The organism is Mesotoga sp. UBA5847 (assembly GCF_002432735.1).
Classification (GTDB): Bacteria; Thermotogota; Thermotogae; order Petrotogales; family Kosmotogaceae; genus Mesotoga.
In genome coordinates this window covers 1-24,131 of the sequence record NZ_DJGL01000103.1, presented here as the reverse complement: position 1 = coordinate 24,131, position 24,131 = coordinate 1, and the positions used below count along the sequence as shown (strand labels likewise).

Annotated in this window: 10 protein-coding genes; 1 reads left to right on the top strand and 9 read right to left on the bottom strand. The window is 49.6% G+C overall.

What is annotated here, in order from left to right; all coding sequences use genetic code 11:
- Window positions 1-46: 46 nt before the first annotated feature.
- From B3K91_RS12705 to B3K91_RS12680, 6 genes are all read right to left on the bottom strand, one after another.
- Window positions 47-6,643 carry a hypothetical protein gene (locus tag B3K91_RS12705; protein ID WP_292595333.1) on the bottom strand — a complete coding sequence of 2,199 codons (6,597 nt, stop codon included), beginning with the start codon at window positions 6,641-6,643 and terminating at the stop codon, window positions 47-49.
- A gap of 97 nt (window positions 6,644-6,740) precedes the next feature.
- Entirely contained in the window at window positions 6,741-9,233 is a 2,493-nt protein-coding gene (locus tag B3K91_RS12700) for a hypothetical protein (protein ID WP_292589915.1), read from the bottom strand.
- Window positions 9,234-9,253: 20 nt separating this feature from the next.
- On the bottom strand, window positions 9,254-9,763 hold the full coding sequence (locus B3K91_RS12695; protein WP_292589914.1) for a hypothetical protein: 510 nt from the start codon (window positions 9,761-9,763) through the stop codon (window positions 9,254-9,256).
- Between the two features lie 16 nt (window positions 9,764-9,779).
- Window positions 9,780-14,969 carry an SdrD B-like domain-containing protein gene (locus B3K91_RS12690; protein WP_292595332.1) on the bottom strand — a complete coding sequence of 1,730 codons (5,190 nt, stop codon included), beginning with the start codon at window positions 14,967-14,969 and terminating at the stop codon, window positions 9,780-9,782.
- Between the two features lie 499 nt (window positions 14,970-15,468).
- Complete coding sequence (locus B3K91_RS12685; protein ID WP_292589912.1) at window positions 15,469-17,088, bottom strand: methionine synthase; 1,620 nt, start codon at window positions 17,086-17,088, stop codon at window positions 15,469-15,471.
- 1 nt (window position 17,089) lies between these two features.
- A complete protein-coding gene (locus B3K91_RS12680) occupies window positions 17,090-18,169 on the bottom strand; it encodes an NAD/NADP-dependent octopine/nopaline dehydrogenase family protein (protein WP_214079828.1) in 1,080 nt (359 codons plus the stop codon).
- A 297-nt stretch (window positions 18,170-18,466) separates the two neighbouring features.
- On the opposite strand from B3K91_RS12680, the gene B3K91_RS12675 reads away from it, so the two are divergent.
- Entirely contained in the window at window positions 18,467-19,894 is a 1,428-nt protein-coding gene (locus B3K91_RS12675; protein ID WP_292589911.1) for an asparagine synthase-related protein, read from the top strand.
- Window positions 19,895-19,920: 26 nt separating this feature from the next.
- Here the strand turns inward: B3K91_RS12675 and B3K91_RS12670 are convergent, their stop codons facing one another.
- Genes B3K91_RS12670 through B3K91_RS12660 form a run of 3 tightly spaced genes read right to left on the bottom strand, consistent with a single transcriptional unit; the run spans window position 19,921 to window position 23,965 of the window.
- Window positions 19,921-20,769: a homoserine kinase gene (locus tag B3K91_RS12670; protein WP_292593276.1), complete on the bottom strand. Its 849-nt coding sequence runs from the start codon at window positions 20,767-20,769 to the stop codon at window positions 19,921-19,923.
- Window positions 20,766-21,812 (bottom strand): threonine synthase, encoded by a 1,047-nt coding sequence (gene thrC, locus B3K91_RS12665; protein WP_292589909.1) that lies wholly within the window; start codon window positions 21,810-21,812, stop codon window positions 20,766-20,768. Before thrC ends, B3K91_RS12670 begins: the two co-directional genes overlap by 4 nt.
- Window positions 21,809-23,965 carry an aspartate kinase gene (locus B3K91_RS12660; RefSeq protein WP_292589908.1) on the bottom strand — a complete coding sequence of 719 codons (2,157 nt, stop codon included), beginning with the start codon at window positions 23,963-23,965 and terminating at the stop codon, window positions 21,809-21,811. Before B3K91_RS12660 ends, thrC begins: the two co-directional genes overlap by 4 nt.
- Window positions 23,966-24,131: the final 166 nt, after the last annotated feature.

The window sequence follows — 24,131 nt, the reverse complement described above, 5'->3', positions numbered from 1 at the left end:
TGTTATTATATGATGCCAGGCTCGAGCACTCGAAAATAGGTGAACACTATTTTTTCTCGACTGAAATCGTTAGATCACTGTTCTTACCAGGTTCGAGCCATATTGTCCTCAGATTTTCTGAGACAGTATATCCGTTTGGCAACTCGGTTATTTCGATGGAGTGTTCCCCAAAGACAAGTCCTACCAGTTCGATCATTCCAAAGACCTGGAATTCGATTCCATCGACATTCAGACTAACCACTTCATACAAATAATCTCCTGTCTCGTCAATCAAAGATATGTTCAGTGAGCTCCTTTGAGCGAATCCAATCTCGAGTCGAGTATCGCCCTTCTCGTCAACTTCAATTGTTTCAATTGATGTAGTGCGAGAGTAGAGTCTTTCAAAGCCCCTGTCCATCGTCAGACTTGCTCTGCTAACACCGGCAGGAACACCCTCAAGGATCGTCCGGGAGCCTATTCTAAAGGGTTTTCCGCCTATGGTTAGAATACCTGAAGCATCCAGAAGAGGCTCTTCGCTCTCTCTCAGACCGTTCGCGTTCAGGTCTCTGAAGAGGACCACTTCGATTTTCCGCTGGAAGGCGACTCCAAATTCGACACTCTTCCTCTCCCCCGGTCTCAGCTCTAACTGTCTGTTCAAAGTACCGGTCGTGATACTGACACCCGAACCTAGCGAGGCCAGATCCAGTGAGATTCTTATAATTCCCGATGAGACCGGGACGGTAAGTGTTTTGTCTTCGGTAAACACTACATCCTCGCCTATGTTGATAGAGAAGCTCTTCAGGTATTCCTCTTCCTTATCGTATGTGCCCGAAGAATTCGAGTCGACAAAGATACGTATATCTACGTACGCTGGAGACTCCATAAACGGCCAGTAGAAGTCTCTGGATCCGTACTCAGTTATCTGAAGCTCTGGAGAATCCTTAAGCAAGGAAACAAGTGAATCGGGGTATTCTACGAGTTCGACTCTGTAAAGACCGACGGGCAACTCGACAGATATGACTCCATTTCCATCGCTCTTGTACTCTATGCCATCTATTCTCACCTTGACGCTTACGGGCATCTCACCTGTATCGAATTTCGTATCGAGATCCTTGTCGAGGAAGAAGTAGAGGTTCAACTTTCCGGTGCTTCTGCTCTTGAAGAACCAGCTGTCGTCCAATTTGATTTTTACTCCAAAGTAGAAGCCGTCCTTTCCCAGATTTCCAAGGAAGCTCTCCTTCAGCGAACCGAAGCCATAACCGGCGTAGACAACTGTATCCGGCCACAGGGTGAGACCGGCCTGGACTATGAATCTGTTATAGAAACCGCCTCTATTATCGTTTACAAGATATCCGGCACCGGTGATATAGAAGAGATCGGCAAAAGACTTCTCCGCTCTGAGTCCGTTTATTGTGTAAACCATGTTTTTCTTGAGATATATCTCCCCGGTCAGAGCGAAGTTGAAGGTTCTATCATACCAGAAGACAGTGTCAAGAGTCAGTCGGCCTTCAGAAGTCGTTTCTTCTCCGTTTCTGCTTATATAGTAAGCTCCCTCCGCAAGGAGAGCCAGAGGGCTCCTCAACTGGGGAACATATGCGAGGCCGGCCTGGACTTCAAATCTGCTGCTCTGGGTCTTCAGGTCGTTCGTGAAGAGAATGTGATATGCCGGTCTAAGCCTATCAAGACCGAGATACTCTCCCCGGCTCTCTATAAGGAATCGCGACAGGGCGAATCCGGTGTCGAATCTTAGATCTGTATCCAGCCTGAGTTTGAGGGACTCAATCTCACGATTCTCTATACCTACGTGAAGGGCGTAGAAGTCCTCGGTGTTCGAGCCAACGAGAGTGTGTCTTCCCTGTAAGAGAAAATCCAGATTGACGATGCCCGGAGAATAGGAGGCCGTGTAACCGGCTCCAATCGAGACCCTGTCCGAAAGAGTCGCCTCGAGATCTATCTTCCCCGCATCCAGCGAATAGCCAAAGCCTATAATTGTGGTGAACCTTAGATCCGGTAGGAACTCTATCTTCTCTTTTGCTGTTATAGAGACCTTACCAAGTTTCTTCAATATGTATGGAGTCAGCGACAGTTTTACCCTACCCGCTCCGGAGGAGTCAAATGCTACATCTCCTCCCGCAAAGAGAGACTCGCTGATACCAAAGTCGGTCCTCAAAGAGAGACCCGCGACCGGACTGACTCCTCTCAGTCCCAGACTGATTTCCCCGCTGAGCCTGGTCTTGTCCAGCGATAACCTCGGTCTTGCGGTGAGCCGGACTTCATTTTCCAGACCGTCCTGCTTATGTATCAGAGTTTCCTTGAGCGAGACTTCCGTCATAACCTGACCCACTTTGAAGTCTCTCAGCAGCTCAAGCGATAGGGTTCCCGTCTTAGCCTTTTCATCGAAGCTGTATCCCGAGAGCAGTTTCAGCTCAAATAGCTTTGGATTGAGTTCAAGACTGAAACCGAAGCCGGAAAAGGCTCTGGGATTGCCAGGCGCCCTGAAGTTTCTGTCCAGATGAGCTTCGAGATTACCGACGACCGTCTTGCTCACAAACTTCAGCGCCCCTGCGGCCCGCAATCCGAAGTCTCCTGTGTCCGAGGAGACCAGCAGTTCCAGCGAAGGCGAAAGGCCTTCGGAAATACTGCCGTCCGCCTTCAAAGACGCAAACCGGTAACCTTCGCTTAGGCCTCTGAATAGCCCGGTAAGGGCATACTTCCAGCCCGAAGGAGAGTAGGTTAGATAAGCCATCATGTCGAGATCGCCCGGCGAGGTCGAATCGGTAGAATAGACGGCTTCGATCCAGATCGGGTTGAAGTCTAGATCGAAATACGGAACCGGTTTACTGAAGATCAGCAGTCTGTTCGAATTGTAGAGGGTATAGTCTTCGCCTCTTCTCAAAACCCGTCGAGTGATAATCTCGCCTTCGCTATCTCTTGTTATAAGACTTATAGTTTCGCTTCCAGAAGCCGGTACTTCAGACAGGTAATAGGGGCCTCGTATACCCTCTCCCCTGAACTCCTCGGTCCTCTTTCCCCTGTAAACAGGATTCACAAAGAGTTTGTAGGAAAAGACATCGCCGCTGTATTCGCTGGAAAGACCCGTTCCACTTGACAGGAAGCCCGTGCTTCCGCGGGTTTCAAACGTATAGTCTCCAAGTTGAACGTTGAAATGCCCGATTTCATATCGCAGAAAAAACAGGCGAGATGAGGGAGCTAGCGTACCCTTTATCGATTCGTCGCCATGGGTGATATACGTATCGAAATCGGCCAACGATTCTTCACCGAAACGGAAGGTAAACAAGCCTTTATCGATATTGAGGCGACCGAAAACACCGCCTTCAAAGGACAGCGAACGATCTTTGAAGCTGTACTGAAGCTGTGCGCTTCCTGTTATAAGCGGTGGACGCGATTCGACTGCATACTCCAGACGAACATCTTTAGACAGATCGCCGTACCTTACAGAGAAGTCTACTGCATAAGCCTGAGCCGTGGGCTTCAATTTAAGTTTAGAGACGCCATTTTCGAGCTTCAGTCTCGTTCCGTCCCAGTCGGAAGGTTCCAGGACGATATGCGAATCGAGACCTTCAATAATGAGAGTTCCACCGACCGATGATGGGACGCCCCTTTCATCGACCAGCGAGATTACGACCAGTACCTCTGTCACACCGTCGGCGGTGAGTATAAGCGGCTCGGTCGAGACTCTGAATTCAAAGGGCTCTCCGGAGAGATATACCTCTATCTCCTTGCTGCCTTTTGCCGTTCCATCCTGCCAGTCTAGCCTTATTCTATTCCTTCCGGGATTCAGCTTCACATTGAAGTACTTCACAAAAAGCCAGAGGCCATCTGCGTCGTTGGCCTTCTGACCTATCTGGCTCTCGGGAACGACAATATCGTTTACGTAGAGAGTGTGGCGACTTTCTATGGGCATTGCCACCTCTACCATGAGTCTGTCAACGCCGACAAATTCCTGTCCGTTCAACGGTGTGACTATATAACCGTAATCGGAGAACATGGAGGGATCTAGACTCTGATTTCCAGAGACTATTAGCGACGCGGCGTCAAAGCCTTTGAGAGTCAGCGGATTTCTATATGTTATCGTCTCAACGATTCTCTCCCTGTGGATCAGCGGTATATCTATGATAGTGTACATTCCCGGCAGCGTCTCGATCATGAAAGATCTGTCGTCTCCAAGCGATCGGCTATCCTGATTCGGCGAAAGCCTGTAAGGCGTCACGTCAATATCTACCTTGACGGTGTGAAGTCCCGGTTTCAGTCTGTCGAAATGAAACAGTCCGTCCTTATCCGTAACGACGAAGGAACCGTCCTGAAGGAGCAGTCTGACGGGCAGAGGTTTGCTGTCATCTTTATCGTAGAAGCCGTTTCCGTTTTCATCTACATAAATCCTGCCTATGATTCCAGTGCCCGTATTCATAGGCCTGAAGACGCGCACGTCGACGACAGAGGGTTCTGTTACCACTTCCGTGCTGTACTCTTCGGATAAAATCGTACCGATAGCCCTGACCATGTTTTTCAGGAATTCTCCGGTAAACTCGTCGAGTCTCAGACGGTAAACTACCTTTGACTTCTCTCCAGGCTTCAGGTCTCTAAGATTATCGAAGATCAGCATATCTTCAAGAATCAGAGGCTCTACGGGTTCGCCGTCGATGCTTCCGCTTCCCTCGACGTAAGAGGTCCCCGGCGGGATTCTGTCCTCCAGCCTTAGTTCAGTTACAGTTGCTATGGTACTGGGGTTTGACACCTCGATAGTGTAGGTGATCTCCGACCCCAGCTCAACGATCGAAGGAGAGGCCAGCTTCACGAGCTCCAGACTCCCGTGAAAGATCTTCACGGAGACCCTTTCGGAGTCTTCGAAAGTTCCGTCGCCGGAGACGGTTGCCGTGTTCTCTATTACGGTCCCTTCAGCGAGACCGTCAACCGTAGGGCATTTAAAGGTAATCTCCACACTCTCCAGAGGATCAAGAGAGTCGAACTCGACCGTGAGTATTCTCTCTTGACTGTTGAATGAAACCGTAGCCTCTTTTGAAACCTCAATTTCGTACGGAGCCGAAAGGAGCGAGGAAATAGGATCGCTAACCGTGATCTTTCCGGTCGAACTTTCAGACTCGTTCTCCACCGAGATAAGGAAACGCACTTCGGCCCCTGGCATAACAAGCGAGCTCGAGAGAACGACTTTGGATATGCTTAGACTGTCTGACTTCCTGATATGTGGAATTATATCTATCGTTCTGTTCTCCTCGTTACCCATTACGGTTTTCGGTATAAACTTAAAACCTTTTGCAAAATTGCTGCCGCTAACGCCTCCAGGAATCGTTGCCTCCAGGATTATATCTACCTCTTGCCCGGGAGCGACGACCCCGACATCCACATAACCGCTTCCGTCTGTGTCCGTCAGAAGAACTCCCGTATCGTCTTTGAAAGAGAATCCCCAGCCTTCCAGCGGAAAGTTGGCACTTTCGATAAGTAGATCCATTACACCGGGGGTATTTCCGTCGTTCTTGAGAGTATGACGGAATATGACAGTATCGCCATCGAAAACCGTAGTAGTGCTGACCGTAGTGTCCTCAAAAGTCATTTCCGGCGCGTCCGGGTATCCGAAAGGACCTAGAAGAGGGACTCCCAGAGCCGGAATGGTGAAATCGACAGTATTTGTCTTTGAGGACCATGTTGTTCCAAGCCGCGAGCAGGAAACACTGGCTGTGTTGTAGCGCCTGCCGGCCGGAACACTACTTGGGAAGAAGACATCGAAAGATACTTCGATAGACTGCCCCGGACTAACCGGCCCGAAGGTGAGCTCGAAGCCCTTTATCTCTTCATCGTTCTGTGGCGGCTCGGGCAACCAATCCGAACCGTTGAAGTAACGGACGGAGAAATCGTAATTCGAAAAGAGAGAAGCGGAATCGAGAACACCGTCAACCAGATTGCCTCCGTAGTCTATGAAGTCTTTGAGAACGAGGCTGTCTAATTCGTACTCCGAGTTGTTTGTGAGGCTCACCGAGAAGGACTGTGATGTGCCCGGGAGAACTGTCTCCAGGAGTCTGGATTTTGTAGAGGCGACGATCTCCTTCTCTTCTACCTTTATCTGGGCTATGTTGTCGTCATCGGTGTTGCCGGCCGGGTCTATTCCGACTATGTTGATAAACCCTTTATCGGTCAAATCACCGGTCTCTTCGAGAATAACTCTTACTATCAGCTTTTTTGAACCATCGATTTCGAGGTCGACACTATTTACCGGTGTTTTTGCCTGTCCCGAGAAACTCTCTTCTCCTTCATCGAGATAAATACCGATAACTCTAAGCACCGGGACCCCTGATGGTTCCTCTTCAAAGACCTGAGAGGCCAAAAGGGAGATAGTTGTCGGGCTGTTTCCAAAATTTTGTGCCACGTAGTTTAGATCAACCGCGCTGCCAACGAAGCCTTCTCTCTCCTGACCGGGTTTCTCGAATGTTCCGTCGGGCTTTATCGTGAAACCATAGACGGGCAATACCGTACTGACGACCTTATCCGAGAAGATCGTAATGTGATTGCCTTCGATATCTCTGTATCTGGCAAAGGCAAAGTTCTCTATCTTAGAACCGGCAGCCGGCGCCGAGACAATCACTGTTGTCACAAAGATTAATATAAGAAGCATTACGGTCTTCCTGCGCACCTAATCACCTCGCTATCCCTCGTCTCTGTGATCTCCAAATGGTTTTCAGGGGATCACAGAGATGAAGAGCCATGGCCCGAAGGCCATGGCAATTGGATCAATAACCGTCTATCAATACCGGGAAGACAACTGTGCCTGAACCACCGACAGTCAGTGTCCCGATTACCCACTTGACGGTGGTAACAGAGGCAAGATTGTTTTTGTCGAACGTTGCCCAGTCCTCCCAGGTTACTCCGTAATTGGTGCTAACCTGAGACGGTTCGGTGAAGTTGACCGTGTCGGTTACTATTACAGGATCAAGAGAGGTGTAGAACGGAATCGTATCGTAGATGATCAGATTATTGATTGGTTCCGTTCCGACGTCGGCATAGGTTATGGTGTAGATCAGCTGTTCACCGGGTTTTGCATCGGTCTTATTGACGGCCTTCTCCAGAGTGACCTTTTCCGACACAACGACCGTGATATCTATAACAGTTGCCGTAACGTTAGTGTCCTCCTGGACCTCGGCCTTCAGATAAGCGACGTCAGTCACGCCAAGAGGTTCATCAGTCGGGACCTCAAGCCTGAATATACCCGTTACGCTCTGGCCGGGGTCGAGTGGCCAAGTTGCATCTAGATCTACTGGGTTTCCGCCCTGAAGGAAAGTAAAGTCCCAGCCTCTCGTCGAGCTTGGATAGAGCTTGACGGTCACCGATACGTTGCCGGTGTTTGTCAGAGTGTGCTCGTAGTTGATATTCTGCCCGGGTGCGGCCGATCCATTTCGGGAAGGCAAGAGTGTAATGCGTCTGACGGCGTTCACGGTAATCGTGTTAATCTGTGAGTCCTCAGCTGTGGGTCTCGTCAGTGAAGTTGCAAAGAACTCCACGGGAACTGCCGTTCCTGTGTAAAGGGCTCCTTCGGGGACGGTTACTCTCGCTATGATCCTGATGCCACTTTTTGCCGATACCTGACCGGTATTTGTTATAGGTATCATCTCATCTGGATCGAGAACTCCGTTTCCGTTGGTATCGATGTAGAACCTCACCGTATAGCCAGCGGGAAGATCGGCCGAGAGGCTGAAAGTATCGCCAGCATCGGAATTGTTAACAACATCCAGAGGGAAATATGCATAAGAGCCGGGATCGGCGTTCTTGTTTACCGGGGTCTTATCTACGGTAGTATCGGTGGCCGTTCCAGACATATTTCCGATTGCTACGGACGGGAAGGTTATTGGTTCGACCTTGTCTGTGGTCGTGTCGGAGGCGGCTGGAGATATCGAGGAGATAGCCTTTACTTCAGCGGTAATTGAAGTTACAGTGGCTTGGATTTCTGCGGGTATGAAGATCTTGACGGTAATGTCGAAGGTCTCTCCCGGTGCAAGCGGACCTGTGTCCTGCATCCCGTTGTCGTCGGTATCGGGTAGGGGAGTAAGGTTCTCGGTGAAAAAGGAGATAGCGACAACATTATCGAGTCCGGCAGGAAGAACCTCGGCGATTGTAATGTTTATTATGTCCTTCGAGAGACCGGCATTCTTCACCGTATTCGTGAACTCTACTAGAGTACCGGCAACACCGGGCTTTATCGTTATATCGTTCGGATCTACCGCTTCGGGGTTGTCTTTGGGACCGATCCAGACCTTAGTCGTCTCGTTGCCCGGTCCACCAACCATGATAGTGGAGACGTTCGAGCTCCTGCTCACAGTCTCGAGCGCAGTCGTTTTGTAAGTCATTGTTGCCACGTTCTCAACGACACCTGCAAGAGTATCCGCTTTCACCTGTACTCTAAGTCTAATCCGGAAACTCGAGCCTGCAGTTAGATTGGCTATATGCAGGGTCACTGTATTGCCTGTTACATCGAGGGTCATACCTGCCGGAACCTTGTCAAGGAAGCCCAGATATTCAAGACTTGCCGGCAGAATGTCGATTATGGTTATGTCTGAAGCTGCCTTGTTACCGACGTTAGCTCCGGAAATCGTGTAAACGACTTCGTCGCCGGCCTTGACCTCCTGTGGGGTTGCAGATTTGAAGAGAGTCAACACGGCATCGTTATAGACCGTTGTGCGCGCCGCGTTGTCGTGATCGAAGGCATTTACCGGATCGCTTACCGAGTTCACATCAAGATAGACTGTGGCGGTGGTTCCTGCCGCAGCCGCACTCGGCACCCTGTACCTGACTATGACATACCTGAAGTCACCCGATGGTATCGGAATTGTGTTTTTCCAGAGCTCTTCACCGGGGTCAACGACGCCATTGCCATTTTCGTCGTAGAAGACTTCGATATTTTGCGGAGTAAATGTCGATGCGGGATCGATATTCACACTCGTGTTGAAAGTATCGACAGTGTTTGCGAGATTGTCGATCCTGAACTGAAACTGCATAGTCTGTCCGGCGGCACCCGGTTGTTCTATTAGATCGGGTGTGACAAGTACCGAATAGACCGGTAGTACCGTGGTTATTACCTGGTTGGATAGGATTGTTCTGGTTACTCCCCTGCCATCGGTATATGTAGCCGCGGCCTGGTTCTTGATTTTGGTGCCGGCGGCAGGTGGTGCGGCAATCGCGGCAACAGCTATCATGACCGCGAGGAGCACCAGTAGAAGTTTCTTACTCATAAACTCACCTCCTGTGTGTTTTAGTTGGATACCTTAACTTTGTAAAGCACTTTCAATATATCTGATGGCATAAACTGTCTTCCATAGACCCACATTATGTTTGTATAAGCCGTAGGATTGACCAATCTCCTTACTGCCATCCCCCCCCTCACTTCTTCAAAGAATAACGGTGGTTTTCCGAAAGTCTCCCCTCCATCGAAACTGAAGTAGAGCTCTAGTTCTCGACTCTCCCAGTCCAGATGTTCACGCCTCTCTCCAGTTGCGCTTCCCCTTATATAGAAAGTGCCTTCGGGGATCAATGCGATCATCTGGAGACCTTCGATCGTAGATTCCGATACGTTTTCATATGTGAGAACATAAAGAATCTCGTCGCCCGGAAAGACCTCGTCGAGTTCCTCGTATGTCTCTGTCGCACTCTGAGAATCCCAGACCTTATAACTTTCGATACTGACCTTTATAGGTTCCTCGTTGGCAAAACCCAGTAAAAAGAGTGCTGAAAGAAAAACGATTGTAAGGAAACACTTCTTCATCTGTATCCCCTCCCGATTATCTTCTAAGTTTCGTCTTGAATATCAGCCAGCCCGAAGAGCCTGGCTGCAACGCACCAATTATCTTTGTGATATTAACCGTCAGAACTCCCCCCTCGCAGAAGGCCCAATCAAGATTAGCGTCGCCACCGTCTTCGGCGACCAGCAGATACTCGCTGCCATCGACAGAGAGAATCACGTTACCGTGAGAACTGCCCATCGAATAACTGCTCTGAAGTAACTGCAAATCTCTATCCAGAGGATCGGTTATCACAACAGAAGGAATCGAAAGAGTTCCATTGTTGGCAAATGAGATCCTGTACTCGATTATCTCCCCGGGCTTTCCTTCAGATGACAATCCCCAGTCACCCGAGATCGAGAAATTGCGGGTCTCTTTGCGAATCGACAGGCCCTCGGCTCCAACGGTAATTGTATCGTAAGTCTCGGCACGATCGCTTCCCACAGAATTAGACCAGTCTTGAACCGCCCTGACTTTTATCGCGTCGAACGTGCCGCTGATGGCTTCAGTGGGTATGTTGACTGCAAGTCTCAAATAGTACCTTGCCGGAGACCTTGCGATATTGTTATCCCACAGGCCCAGCACATTCCCTGCCGAATCGAGCTCATAAACAGCTATACCGAAGCCTTGAGATGAAATGGTCTCCAGAGAAACGCTACCATAAGTTGCAACGAGCAGAGAATGATCGAGGTTAACGGTACTTCCCGGAAGTCCCGAAACGGTGTTTATACCTTCGATGAGCAATCTCTTCACATCTGCGAAATTGTAGAAAGCCGAAGAATCAACATTCGAATTTATCGTTATAGTATTCCTCTCATCAAGAGGGGCAGAACCGCCGCTATCATGGTCGCCCGTTGATGTATATGCCGGAAGATCCGTCTCTCTTATTACGATTGAATAGACAGGATCTCCGGAGACGAAGAATCTATAAAGACCGTCCTGGTCTGTGTATCTTGTAAATTTGTCCGACCCGTTTGTCAGTGTAACCAGCACTCCCGGTATCCCCGCCTCTCCCGGCTCTCTTGTAGCATTGTTGGCCTGAGAGACGACGCCTGCACCGGTGTCATCGAAGACAAAACCTTTCACAATAAAACCTCTGAAATCACCGAAATCGGCCGTTTTGTTTACTGTATCTACTATCACTTCAACCCAGTTCGGAGTCGTGGATATGTATCCAACAGGATCAGATCCTTCAGTTGATGAATTGAAGAGATTCTGTGCGTCTTCCACAACTCTGTAAGTTCCCTGTGAAACATCGAAGCTATAAAAACCTTCATTGTCCGTCTGAGTATAAGACTGGAAAGTCCAGCCGCTTCCATCAAACTTCCAGAGCTTCAGCCTGACTCCCGCAATACCGGGTTCGGCATAGTCGCGGGTCCTGTTGAAATTGAGATCTTCATAGACGTAACCGCTGATCTTCAGACCCGAACCAACTGATTTATTCGGACCGAACTCGGAAGTACTGTAAGCAAGAATGCCGAGAACGTTACTGAAGCTTTCGTGACGGGTTATAGCTGTTATGACCTTTGTGTCCTCAGAGACAGGGGAGACATTGCCCTCAAAGTTTCCCTGAGAATCTACTGTGAGTGACCCGATATACTTTATTCCTTCACCATAGTCCTCTCCCGAATAAGAGTCTCCATCCCCGGCTCTTGCAGAGTATATTTCAACGACAGAACCAGCAAAGACTGTGCTGGGAGCGTTCTGACCGACAAATCCCTGAATAGACAGAGCGCTCCCGCTTCGCGTTGCCAGAGCTATTACAGGGTGATCGACTTCCATATTGCCATAGTTTGCATTGAGAAGCCCGTCGTTTGGATTCGCACCCTCAATTATGTCCGAAGATGGCGATCTGAGAAGATCAATCGCCAGACCGCGATTATCACCAAAAGAGTTTAGCGAAAAGTCGCCATAACTTGAATCGCTGCTAACCCTTATACCGGGACCGCTAAGAGAGCCGTTGACGATTGACTTTCTTATAACTGCTCCCACAGATTCGTTGAGAGATATGGCCGAAGCGGTTGAATCGACGATCATTGTATTCTCTAGAAGCGTCAGTTTGTCTCCCTGTGTATAGACACCGTTTCCGTGAGTCACGCCGGCGTGGCTTCCGCCATTCGATTCTACGATAGAGTTTCTTAAAGTAACTGAAATCGCCGGAGAGACTATCGAAACGCCATTTCCGTCGGTTCCCGAAGGACCGATGCCGTTGTCCAGTACAATTATCCTGTTTACATCTATGGTATTTCCAGTCAGCAGAAGACCGGAGCCGTTGTAAGCGATATACGAGTCTTTTAGAGTTCCGCTCGCGTTGATAACCAGACCGTATCTTCTGTTTAGACTGCTATCTTCAGGTCTAGATCCATCGGCTCTTGCCCCGCTCACAATGTTGTCAAGATTGAAGTTCTGGCCGTTGATGACTACCGGGGCGTTAGTGTCGCCGATAGTCCCGCCGCCGTTAAGGAAGGCGATGTTTTTCAACGAGAAGCCTCCCGCGGTTGCCGAAGTTCTCAGGACATACTGCAGACCGTTCGAATCTATCTCGATCTCTTTGCCGTTGAGTGGGGGTATGGCAATTTTATCGACTCCGGCAAGACCGCCCCCAAAGTTTGAGCCGTTACTGTTTATGATGTTCCCCTGCGCAGTGTATACAGTGCCGTCGATAGTTGTCTGGGTATCGGTAATGTCCGGCAAGGCTGCCTGAGTCTGTATCGTCCACCAACTATTGCTTCCGAAAGATGAATTTTGAGGAGTCTGCATGACGAATCTCGCCGCATTGGCTCCGGCAATAGCATTTGAGTTCAGCACGAACTGCCTGAAGGTTCCCTGATTGCCGGCAACTCTGAAGTCGTTATCTCCAGTGTCGTTCGTGTTGACAATCACGTTGAACGAGAAGCCATGATCGATTCCGCTTACGGATTGTATGCTTTCCGAAAGGTCAACCACGCATAAATGCTGAAAGTTGCTCTGGCTGACGGCCCTATTCCAGGTCGCGAATCTGTCTGAGATTGAGGGATCTAAACCGCCAAAGGCCTGTACATCATTGTAAGCACCGTCTTTGAACTCGCGTTTGAAAGTCTGCTCGGCCCAGGGAGTCGCAGGTGGAAATCCGGGATTGAGAGCTGTCGGAGCGACGCTCTTCGAATCCACAACGACGTAGTATCTATATTGAGGCAAAGGTCCGAAAGAGTAGTTGCCATTGGAATCGGTATTAGTCTCTGCGACAAACACGTCGCCATTACTGATCGCGTCGTTACCGTCGGCCTCTCTGTAAATTCTCACCCTAACGTTAGTTTTTGGCAGATCGACACCCGAAACAAAAGGCCCACCATTGTCTCCTCGGTCTTCAAAGGCTTTTCCGGAGACTGTCAGCGAGATACTGCTACAAGTATTTTCCAAGAGTGCTACTTTTCTGAGTTCGCCGCTATTGTACTGCACATAGGAGTCCATTGTATTGCCTTGATTGTCTCTCACTACTGCCTTAATTATGTAGTCTCCCTGTGGAACCTGAGAATTATTCCACTGTAACCTCCAGGGGTTAAACTGGTCCACGGCCGTTGCATCTCCGATCAAGACCCACTCGAATCCGTCATTGGCAACTCCGTTACCGTTATAGTCAAAATAATAGTAGAACTTAACGCTTGTGACCGTCGAACGTATTGCTCCTCCGACGGCGGTATGCGAATCGAGCACAAAAGCCTCGATCGTGGAAGGACCGCAGCCGGAAATGGTGATCCTGGATGTTAGAGGAATCTGCGAAATATGCCCACATGAATTCACAAGGTCTCCAAAGGGGATGGGTTTATTAAGACCCATCGTATAGGTCCCCTGGAATGCAAGATCTCTCTGTATAGGATTGTTCGTGTTCGAACTTGTAGTGAACGCAAGCTGGAAGATATCGTCGGTAGTGAGTTTCGGCCCGCCTCTGGAAGTAGCGTCTAGAGCTGCCAGTGGCACCTGGATATCCAGAAGATAAACAGTACCTAGCGAGGGATCAACGTACTCGATCACTCTGGTTCTTCCAAAATCCCACACTAGAGGCGAGGGATCTCTATCCCAGTTTGCCGGACTGCCGGGTTCGCCGTCGGCGTTTGTCGGACTAATCAAGTGCTTTGCGCTATCCTGTTTCCAGATCAAATCATTATTGTAGAGATACTGATCTCTGATTGTGCTGAAATATACCTTTATATCGTCGGGCGCAATTCCTTGGTCGGTTCCGTCGAGTTCAATCGCGAAGTCTCTATAACCGTCGCCGTCTATATCTATAAGTATGTTCCATGTAGAAGATTTATAGGGAGTCCCAGAACCTTGTAGTTGTAGAGGGTTGTTGGCAAGCACCATTCTGAACATGAGATTGTCGCAGTCGGCGAAGAACTGTATCGCAGGCAGATTCTGAGAACTGACGAAATCTGCTTCCTGCCTGGGACTGGTCCCCCCATTAGAATTGTCAGTATTGCCTGAAGCGTCGTAAATCGGGTCTCTCGAGTAAGTGTAAGGGATCCACTCGTTGGTTGCCGAAGTGCTTTCATTCACTCGAACATAGTCAAATTCGACCTGTGTCGGTCCCCAGGATCTGAGACCAACTCTTCCGTTCATGAAAGGGTTATCGCTGTCAGTGTATCTCAAAACCTCAATTCCATCGACAAACATAGTGAATGTATTACCCATGGCCACTATGGTTACTTCATGCCATTCCAGCCAGTCGAAACCTGCGGCAGGCGTTCCCGAGGCTAGAACGCCGGACTCTCTACCATCTGTGACCTTTCTCAATGCGAATTTATTCCCAAGTCCCGGATCGACCTGAAAAGCGTAGGCGTTTATGTTCCTGGCAGTACCGGTAGCCCTGACATATATCGCATAACCGGAGCCGCCGGACTGAATCCCGTCGGTGATCCTGCCAAAGCTCCTCACAACGTAATCGCCCCAGCCTTCGTTCCCATCAAGTATCGCTCTGCGCTCGCCAGAAGCGGTAAGCGATAGAATACCGCCGGCTACATTCCAGGAATTCGTAGGGTAGTAATCTATAAGGTCGTTGAGACTGTTGAACTCATAAGAAGCTAGCGGCTGGCTTGGATTATCCGGCCAGGGAGCGGGAAATCCCACCGGGTCTACGTAGCTTGTGATAGCTAGAGACAGGCTAAAAACTCCCGTCAGGAACAGGACCATTGTAAAAAGCAGCCTCTTTTCCATCATTCACCCACAGTCGAGTAGAGAACATACTCAGTCTTGTCTCAGAAGTATTATTGGCTAGAATGAGTATATACTTTTAAATCATTCTAGTTTATAACTCAACGCACAAACATGTTACATACCTATTCTATTTCAAATCAGGCTGGCGAGATGCTAGAGATGAAGTCTGAATTTACTTAGCCGTTGGCCGTCCTCTGTTCTCCGAAGAAACAGCTTTTACGGAGAACGGAGAACCGATGACGGTCAACGTGGTCTTCATCAGCGTTCATCGTCTCTTCTGCCCGGCGCGCCGGAACTGGCCTCGCCGAAGGCGAGACTGGCCAGGCGAAGCCTGACTGGCCTGCGTTAGCAGACTGGCTTCAAAATCGCCTCCTGCCGAAGGCAGCATTGCGACCTGGGCCGTTCTTGCCCAGCCTTGCGTCCACTGATGCTTTTCAGTGCCTTGCGTCCCGGCATGTTCTTTGCCGGCATTGCGACCGCCGACGATCTTCGGTGCATCTCAATCCCCATTTTCACTTGTCAAAGCGGTAAGTCTATCGTTTTCGTCTATCTTCGTTCCTTCCTCATCGACCGCGCAGGACTGGCCGTCGATAATGGCTGTCCGAACTGCTCCTTTGGCTACTGACATCTTGCTCAAACCAGGGGCGTCGAGAATGCCCAGTTTGATTGCCGTGTAAATTGTCTCGGGCGATGTGAGCTCGCCTGTTCTGATCTTCTCCATTGCCTCTATGATCGTTGCAGATTCACTCTTGAGGTATTCCTTGTGATTTTGAATCTCCTTATCCTGCTTGAAGTCGGGAATCCCTTTGATCGCCTCGTTTATCGCCTGTTTGGCCATCTTCACGCTTTCTATGATCTCTGCATCTGAGGCCCTTCTTGTCGCTTCACAGTAAGCGACAACATGAACGATCTCCGGGTCAATGTTCATAGCAGTATAAACGGATGTTACCAGCTGACCCATAGCCAGATTGGGGTCGGCTGGAAGAGACATGAGTCCGGGCCTTACCATCGTAACCGGTGTGAAGTTATCATCCTTCAAAGACTCGATCAATTCTTTTTTTGCGAGCGCCTTTGCCAGATCCATTCTTGGAGAGATTCCCGGTGGCGTGTTAAACATGTACTGCGCAACGTACACTTCTACGCCGAGGCGCTTGGCGCAGAGGGCGGCAAGATAGGCGGTGGTCACTTCGACTGCGGCATGGCAGTATCTCAGCGCCCACTGATGGGCCTCGTTTATCTCGACCGGGATGCCCTTCCCTCCGTTCCAGGCTATCGCCCCCTGATTGTCTCTAATCGCTTCGAGCAGTTCGCGATCCGACCTGCCGTCAAGCTGCGAGTACCATGTCAAAGGCACGGCCGCCCAGGCGTTGTTTATTGTTTCTTTGAAGAGGAGTGAGAACTTTAGAAGATCTCTTGTTCCTGAGTAGCAGCGCATCAATGGATAGTTCCCTGTTCGGCTTGCCTCATATATTCTTTCAAAATCCTCTCTAGTTCTGAAGGGAGCGCCGCCGGCTCCGTCTTCAGAAGAGATCATATTCTCCTGCTGAAAGAACCATTGCTGGCAGTTCTGATCCGGGGCAAGAGAGATGATATCCAGCAATCCGGATTCGGCGAGATTCCGGACGGCCTTCTCAGTTGCTTCAACGGTTTCCAGGCCTATATGATGCCTTATCAACGGATAGGGCTTCTTAGATGTTATTCTTTCGAGAAGCGACTGCGGGTAATCAACCTGGCCTTTTGCATCTGTCGTGCCCCTGAGGAACATAACGACTTCTTCCGGCATCTCGCTGCCATCAAAGACCTTCTCGAAGAGACCGCTTCTCTCTGCTATTTCAGCAGTCTCAACCGTTCCACCGAAGATCAGTCTTTTCTCGATCCCCCTGTTCTCCAGAGACAGCTTCAGTTCGCGCAGTAGCTGCTCGCAAGATTCCTTGCCCAATCTGTAGCTCACCGCAACTATGTCAGGTGAAGCCTCTTCCACACTGTCCAACAGCTTGTCTATACCGATTACACTTCCAATGTATGTCGTCTCGTAGCCTTCCCTTTCGGCCAGATAGAGGAAATTCAGAATGCCAGCAGTGTGTATGTCGCTCCCGATAGCTCCCGCCAGTATCTTCATATCAGGTCCCTTCCTCCACGTACCTGGTAAGTTCTTCAACGGACATTTTATCAACACCGAGACTGGCCAGACTTCTCCCTCCGCTCCAGAAGTCTCTCTCCATAACCGCTCCAGCAATATTGATTATAGAATCTATGACTTTCGTCTCTATTTTGAGCTTCTTTCCAAAGCAGCTGATCGGAACGAGGCTCATCGGCACATCTTCCATTATGTATCTGTTCTCTATGCTTATCGGGGCCATTATCCCTCTATAGCCTTCGTTGCTGTGGATGGCCGTATATAGGTCCTCGCCTTTGACGTCATAAGCATAGTCAAGCCACTCCTTGGCGCCCATTGCCTCAACGCCAAGAGTTTTCGTGACCTCGCAGCGCTCTCTGTCCAGCGCTTCCAAAGCTCTCGCGACCGATGGGCTTATGCCTTCTAAGTAGAACTGGAAGTCTCCGTGTTTCGTCTCAATCCAACCGGCGTTCATAAGTATCGCACCGGGATGAAAGATTGCGCCTATGTTGTTGAAACTTGTGTACAGTACGTTCTTTGCCAGTGTAAACTCGGGCATGATCTCGCTTATTATCGGCATGATCGCCTCGTTTTCCTTTGAAGGCAGAACAGAAATCGGAACGGCGTTCTTTATCCTGAATATCCTTACCATCCCCGGACCAGAGATTCTCGAAGCGAAGACGAAGGTTTGGGCCTCGGCAATTACCACTTTCTCTCTAACGCCCTTCTCCCTGAAGATCTTATCGAACTCGAGCGCGCCTCCGGTTCGGCCCGGATTCAGAACTATGATTTGCCCTTCCGTAACGCAGTCGGCCAGACCGGCGGCAATCTGAGCATGAGCAAAGGCAGGCACGACCACCATGATTGCCTCTACCCCATTTATCGCCTTCTTCATATCCGTTCCGACGTACTTGAGTTTGGCCTTTCCGCTAGACTCACCTTCAACTCTTATTTTCCGGTCATCAAGTATCGGTAGTATTCTCTTTTGACTCCTGTTGTAAAGCGAGACATCATGTCCTCGCATCGCAAGGACCGCCGAAAGAGCCTGTCCACCGTTGCCAGCTCCAATTACTGCTATCTTCATAACGCACCTCCCCAATCCCCTGTGCAGAAAAAGAATAAGAAACAAATGATAACCTGCAAAGAACAGATACTCCAAAGTGAATGGAATCTCTGCACTCCCATTATACAGAAATCCTCCTTGTGAACTAAGTGAATGAAGCCTTCTGAGCTAGTTGGAACGCGATGCGCGGACCTGGCTTCAGAAATGAATTTTGGAGATTTCCTCACATGATATAATTATTATGTGTCAGAATAGTAATGATCCCAGAAGTAGCTTCAGGTAAGTCCTCGCGCATGGAACAAAATGGAGGGATTTTTGATGAGCGGAATCGCTGTTTTCTATAGGGGCGAGAGAGAAATGATAGAAGACTCGCTATCTTTTCTTGCACATAGGGGGAGCGAGACAAGAGTCCTCGCGGCAGGCGGAGAGGTAGGTATGGGCGCTGTGTTGAGCAATGCCTATGAGGATGACATGAATGTCTTTGAAGGGCATGGTGAGTACGTCGTTTTCGACGGTTTTCTCAGAAACTGCTCCGATGCGCCCTGGCCGGAGAAGATACTGAGTCTTCGCAGGAAGTATGGGAATCGATTCATAGATAGGCTGGACGGATCTTTTACCTTCGCAATAGATACAGCCGGAGAAACTCTGATCGCCCGAGACCCTTTAGGCATGAAGCCTCTTTACTACTGCTTCATAAACGGGTCGATCGCGTGTGCCTCCGAACTCAAGGCTCTGACACCCTTCTGTAGTGAGGTGAAGGTCTTTCCGCCGGGTTACTACTTCTCTTCCATCGAAGGGTTCAAGAAGTACTCCTCACTCGAAGACCTGCTTACAGATGAGTCAGATGCTCGAAACGAAGAAGAGGCAGCCGAACTGCTGCGGAGTTCTCTTGAAGAGGCCGTTGAAAAGAGGCTCTCAGCAGTTAAGTATGACGCGGTAGTCTTCTTGAGCGGCGGTTTGGACAGCAGTTGTATTGCAGCTGTTGCTAGTTCGCTGAGCGGGTCCTTGAGAACATTTACCGTTGGAAGCGGCGACGGGGAAGACCCGGAATTCGCAAGGGAGGTTTCCGAGTACCTCGGCACGGATCATAGAGAGCACACCTATGATTTCGATGAGATGCTCGAAGTCTTGCCCGAAGTAATCTATCATCTCGAGTCGTTCGATCCTCCATTGGTCAGAAGCGCTATTCCCAATTACTTCGTTTCGAAGCTGGCAGCCGATGAAGGCAGTTCGTTCGTCTTCATGGGAGAAGGGGCCGACGAGCTCTTCGCCGGCTATGAGTACATGAAGGATCTGCCCAGTGCAGAGTCTATAGACAAAGAGTCGATAAGGATTACGAGAAACGGTTATCGCTCGGGCTTCCAGCGGAACGACAGAATGAGTCTTGCATTCGGAATCGAATTCGATGTACCCTTTATGGACCCTTCGGTGTTGAATCTTGCCTTTTCCATACCCGCTGAATGGAAGATCCACGGACCGGAAAAGACAGAGAAGTGGATTCTCAGAAAGGCGTTCGAAAACGAGCTGCCGGAGAGCGTCGTGTGGCGTAAGAAGAGCAAGTTCAGCGTCGGTTCGGGCTCATCGCATCTGATGAAAGAGTATGCGGAGGAGACGATATCCGACTCCGAACTTGAGAACGAACGGCGAAACAGCGGAATTAGATCAAAGGAAGAGCTTCTATACTACCGGATATTCGATGACCTGTTTCCATGTGAAGGCGCCATAGAGACTGTTTATCGAAGCTGACTGAAACTCGTTATCTAGTCAATTACTCACAGACCTACGATAAATGGTTCGTTTGCAGGGGTGGTTCTTATGACTGCTTCCAGATATGGAATTCCGTCCACATCTTCCAGATCGCAGCAGACCGCCGAGCCCGAACCACTGACAAACCAGAAAGAAGGCCTTCTCTCTTCGATGCTGAGGACGAATTCCTTCATCCGTGAATCGCTGTTTATTCTGTAAGTCTGATGGATTTCATCCTGTGAGTATTTCAGAGCGCTACCAAGGTCGCCCTTTGAGATTTTGGCTACAAATTGCGAAACGCTTTTTATATTGCTCACAGCGTCTTCAAAGGGAATCGATTCGGGAAGCGCCTTTCGCATTACATCTGTGGAGAGCTTGAATTCTGGCACCAGAAAAGTCAGTCTATGATCTGGCATTTCAAACTTCTCGTAGTCGAATCTCTTTCCGTCGTAGTAAGAGACAACGAGCCCTCCAAGCATACATGGGACGATGTTGTCGGGATGGCCTTCGATCTCGGTCCCGATCTCGAGAAGCTTCCTTACGGGAATACTCCCGCCGGTCATGATGTTTGCTATAAACAGAGCTGAAGCAATCGCTGCGGCGCTCGAACCCAGGCCGCGAGCCGGCGGAATATCGCACTCCTGAATTATCTGGATTCCCGGTACCACCTTGCCGGTAATCTTCTCAAATCTCGCTATAGAACTTCTGAAAATCTCTTCGGCATCCTCGATCTCTCTTCCATATCTACCTATAGATAGAACCTTAAGTCGATTCGCCTTCTCGAATTGAACGGTATTATGGAGCTTCAAAGCCATGCCGACGACATCGAATCCGCTTCCCATATTTGCCGTCGTGGCCGGCGCCCTCAGTCTCATTTCAGACCTGCCTCATGAACGACTGCCTCCAGACTGTTATGAATGACTACAGGCATGTCTACAGACTTGATGACTGCATCGGGGTCTTTGAGACCGTTCCCGGTCAAAGTACAGACAACGACATCACTCGGCTGGATAAGCCCTTGATAGGCTTTTCTCAAAAAGCCGCCAAAAGAAGCTGCAGAGGCCGGCTCGCAGAAGACACCCTCGGTGCTCGCGAGCAGCTTCTGCGCGTTCAAGATCTCTTCGTCGGTCAAGGCCTCTATTACCCCTCCCGATTCGTCTCTTGCAGCGACTGCCTTCTTCCAGCTTGCAGGGTTACCAATCCTAATGGCGGTCGCAATAGTCTCGGGGTGTTCGAAGACCCTGTCATATACAATTGGGGCAGCTCCCTCGGCCTGGAAGCCCATCATCTTGGGCAGGCTGCCTGACAGACCTCTCTCGTGATACTCCCGATAACCCATCCAGTAGGCAGCAATATTGCCCGCGTTCCCTACTGGTATGAAGTGGTAGTCAGGAGCCCTTCCCAGAACGTCGATTATCTCGAAAGCGGCAGTTTTCTGACCCTCAAGTCTGTATGGATTCAGACTGTTCACAAGCGTTACCGGATACTCTTCAGAAATCTTCTTCGCAAGTTCAAGACAGTCATCGAAATTCCCATCTATCTGAATTACCTTTGCACCATAGATCATCGCCTGAGCAAGCTTACCCAGAGCGATCTTTCCCTCCGGAATCAAGATTATCGACTTCAAACCGGTCCTTGCAGAGTAAGCGGCAGCAGAGGCCGAAGTATTTCCGGTAGAGGCACAAATTACGGCCTTTGAACCCTCTTCAATCGCCTTGGCGATAGCCAGAACCATCCCTCTATCTTTGAAAGAGCCTGTGGGATTGGCCCCTTCATACTTCACGTAAACTTTCGGTCCGAATTTCCTGCTGATGTTTTCCAGATATATCAGAGGTGTGTTTCCTTCAAGGAGGGTAATCCTCGGAGTACTCTGAGTTACGGGAAGAAATCTCTCGTAGCTAGCTATTAACCCTTTCATTCGATCTCCCCCAGACTGAAGGCACTGTGAATAGCGTTTACACCCAAACGCACCTTCTTGCTGTCAATTACGACCGAGATTCTGCTGTTGCTGGCGCTTATCATATCTATGTTGATCCCTTCATTTGCAAGAGTCTCGAAGAGAGTCGCAGCTATGGCCGGTGTGGCAGTCAGGTTGACGCCCACTATGGAAATCTTTGCAATAGCTCTTTCTATGGTTATTTCTCTGGCTTCGCTTCTCGATTTCAAAATATCCTGCTTGAGCTTTGCAAGGTCGCTCGCCTGAACGGTAAAGGCCATTGTGTTGAAATCACCACTTCTCATACTCTGTATTATCATATCGATATTCACATTCTGCTCGGTAAGAGTCTTGAGCACTCTTGCAGCTATTCCCGGCCTGTCAGGAACTTCCTGCAGAACTACTTTTACGATATCCTGATCAGAAGTTACTGCGCTTACGATAGGTTGCTCCACTTTCGATCCCCTCCATATAAGTGTGCCTCTGGCGTTCGTGTGCGCGTTTTTCACGAGCACCTTTATATCATACTTCCTGGCGAATTCCGACGCTCGGCTTTGAAGCACCTGAGCTCCCTGTTTGGAAAGCTCGATCATCTCTTCCCATGAGATCTCTTTTATAGGTCTGGCATCCTCAACTATCCTCGGATCGGCAGAATATACGCCATCCACATCTTTGTAGATTTCGCACAGTTGTGATCCCAGAGCCTTCGCAAGCACTACGGCCGTAAGATCCGAACCCCCTCGTCCTAACGTCGTGATCTCGCCAGTATATGTCGATCCCTGAAAGCCTGCAACAACGGGAACATATCCATTTGAAATGTGGCGACTCACTAGATCCGCATCGATTGAGACGATCCTTGCATTTGAGAAATTCGAGTCAGTCTGAATCCTAGCCTGATTGGCGGAAAGTGAGATAGACTTCATCCCCAGCTCCTGAATTGCCATCGCTACAAGTGCTATAGACTTCTGTTCGCCGGTAGCTAGAAGCATATCCATCTCTCTGCCGTTTGGCTTACTGGAGATCTCTCCGGCGAGTTCATAGAGAGTGTCAGTTTCGACCCCCATGGCCGAAACAACCAGAACGGGCTTGACTCCGCTTTGAACCTTTCTCTGAACACGTTTTGCAACATCCCTTATCTTCTCCGGCGTATCGACCGACGTTCCTCCAAACTTCATTATCACGACTGAATTGCTCTGCTTCTCGGCGTATCTCGATGCCCTTAGAATATCCGAGATAATCGCAGTTGCAGTTGGTTGTGCGCCTGCACCCTCTCCCCTGAGAATAAACCTTCCAGACAGATCCGTTTCAACCTCTATGGCATTCTCAACACCATCTACGCTCCAAAGTGGATCATCTCTTTCTAGCTCCTGAGGTCTAACATAAGCTCCTTCCTTCTCGAAATCAATCGTCCCTATGAGCTTGATCTTCCTCCCTTCGTCTGCAGCCCTCTCTATATCTAGCTTATCTATACCTTCAATTCCCTTCGTCTCTATTGTCGCTATTCCGGGGAAAATCCCAGTCTTTATCCCCGTGAGCACCGATAGCTTGTATGCTGCATCTAAGCCCTTTACATCGCTTGACGGATCGGCTTCTGCATAACCCCTTTCCTGAGCAAGCCTCAAAGCTTCTTGGTACCCCATTCCCTTCTGCATCTCAGATAGAATGAAATTCGTTGTTCCGTTGAGTATACCGCGTATGCGTTTGATTCCGTGGAATATCAGGTAGTCCTCAAGAAGCGAGATTATTGGAATGCCGCCACCCACGGCAGCTTCAAAGAAGAGACTCTTAATTACGGAACTGCCGGAGAAGTCATTACCGAATTCGGAGATAAGCATCTTGTTCGCGGTAACCACTGTTCTGTTGAGTTCCAGAGACTGTCTAACCAGTTTTCTGGCGGCCTCAGTCCCGCCAATAGTCTCGACTACAATATCGCTGTTGATAATCAGGTCTTCGAAATCCTCTGCGATCAGGTCGGACGGGATTCCAAGTTTGGCGTACTTGCTTCGAGTCCTTGTTATCACCTTGGAGACAGTACATCTCCTTCCCGATCTCTTCTCGATATCATCTCCCTTTTCAGAAAGAATAGCATATACGCAGGACCCTACTGTGCCGAGTCCGGCAATTCCGATCCTCAACTTGGTGCACCCCCTCCTGAAGCAATGAAGCCGCTATTAATCAAAAGTATACACCGTAAACGCGTGGTAGCGGGTCAGGTTGGAAAGAGTGGAATGAGACGCAAGGCTGGCTTCGCCAGGGCGCAATGCCCGGAGAAGCATCCGGGGACGCAAGGCTGCCTTCGGC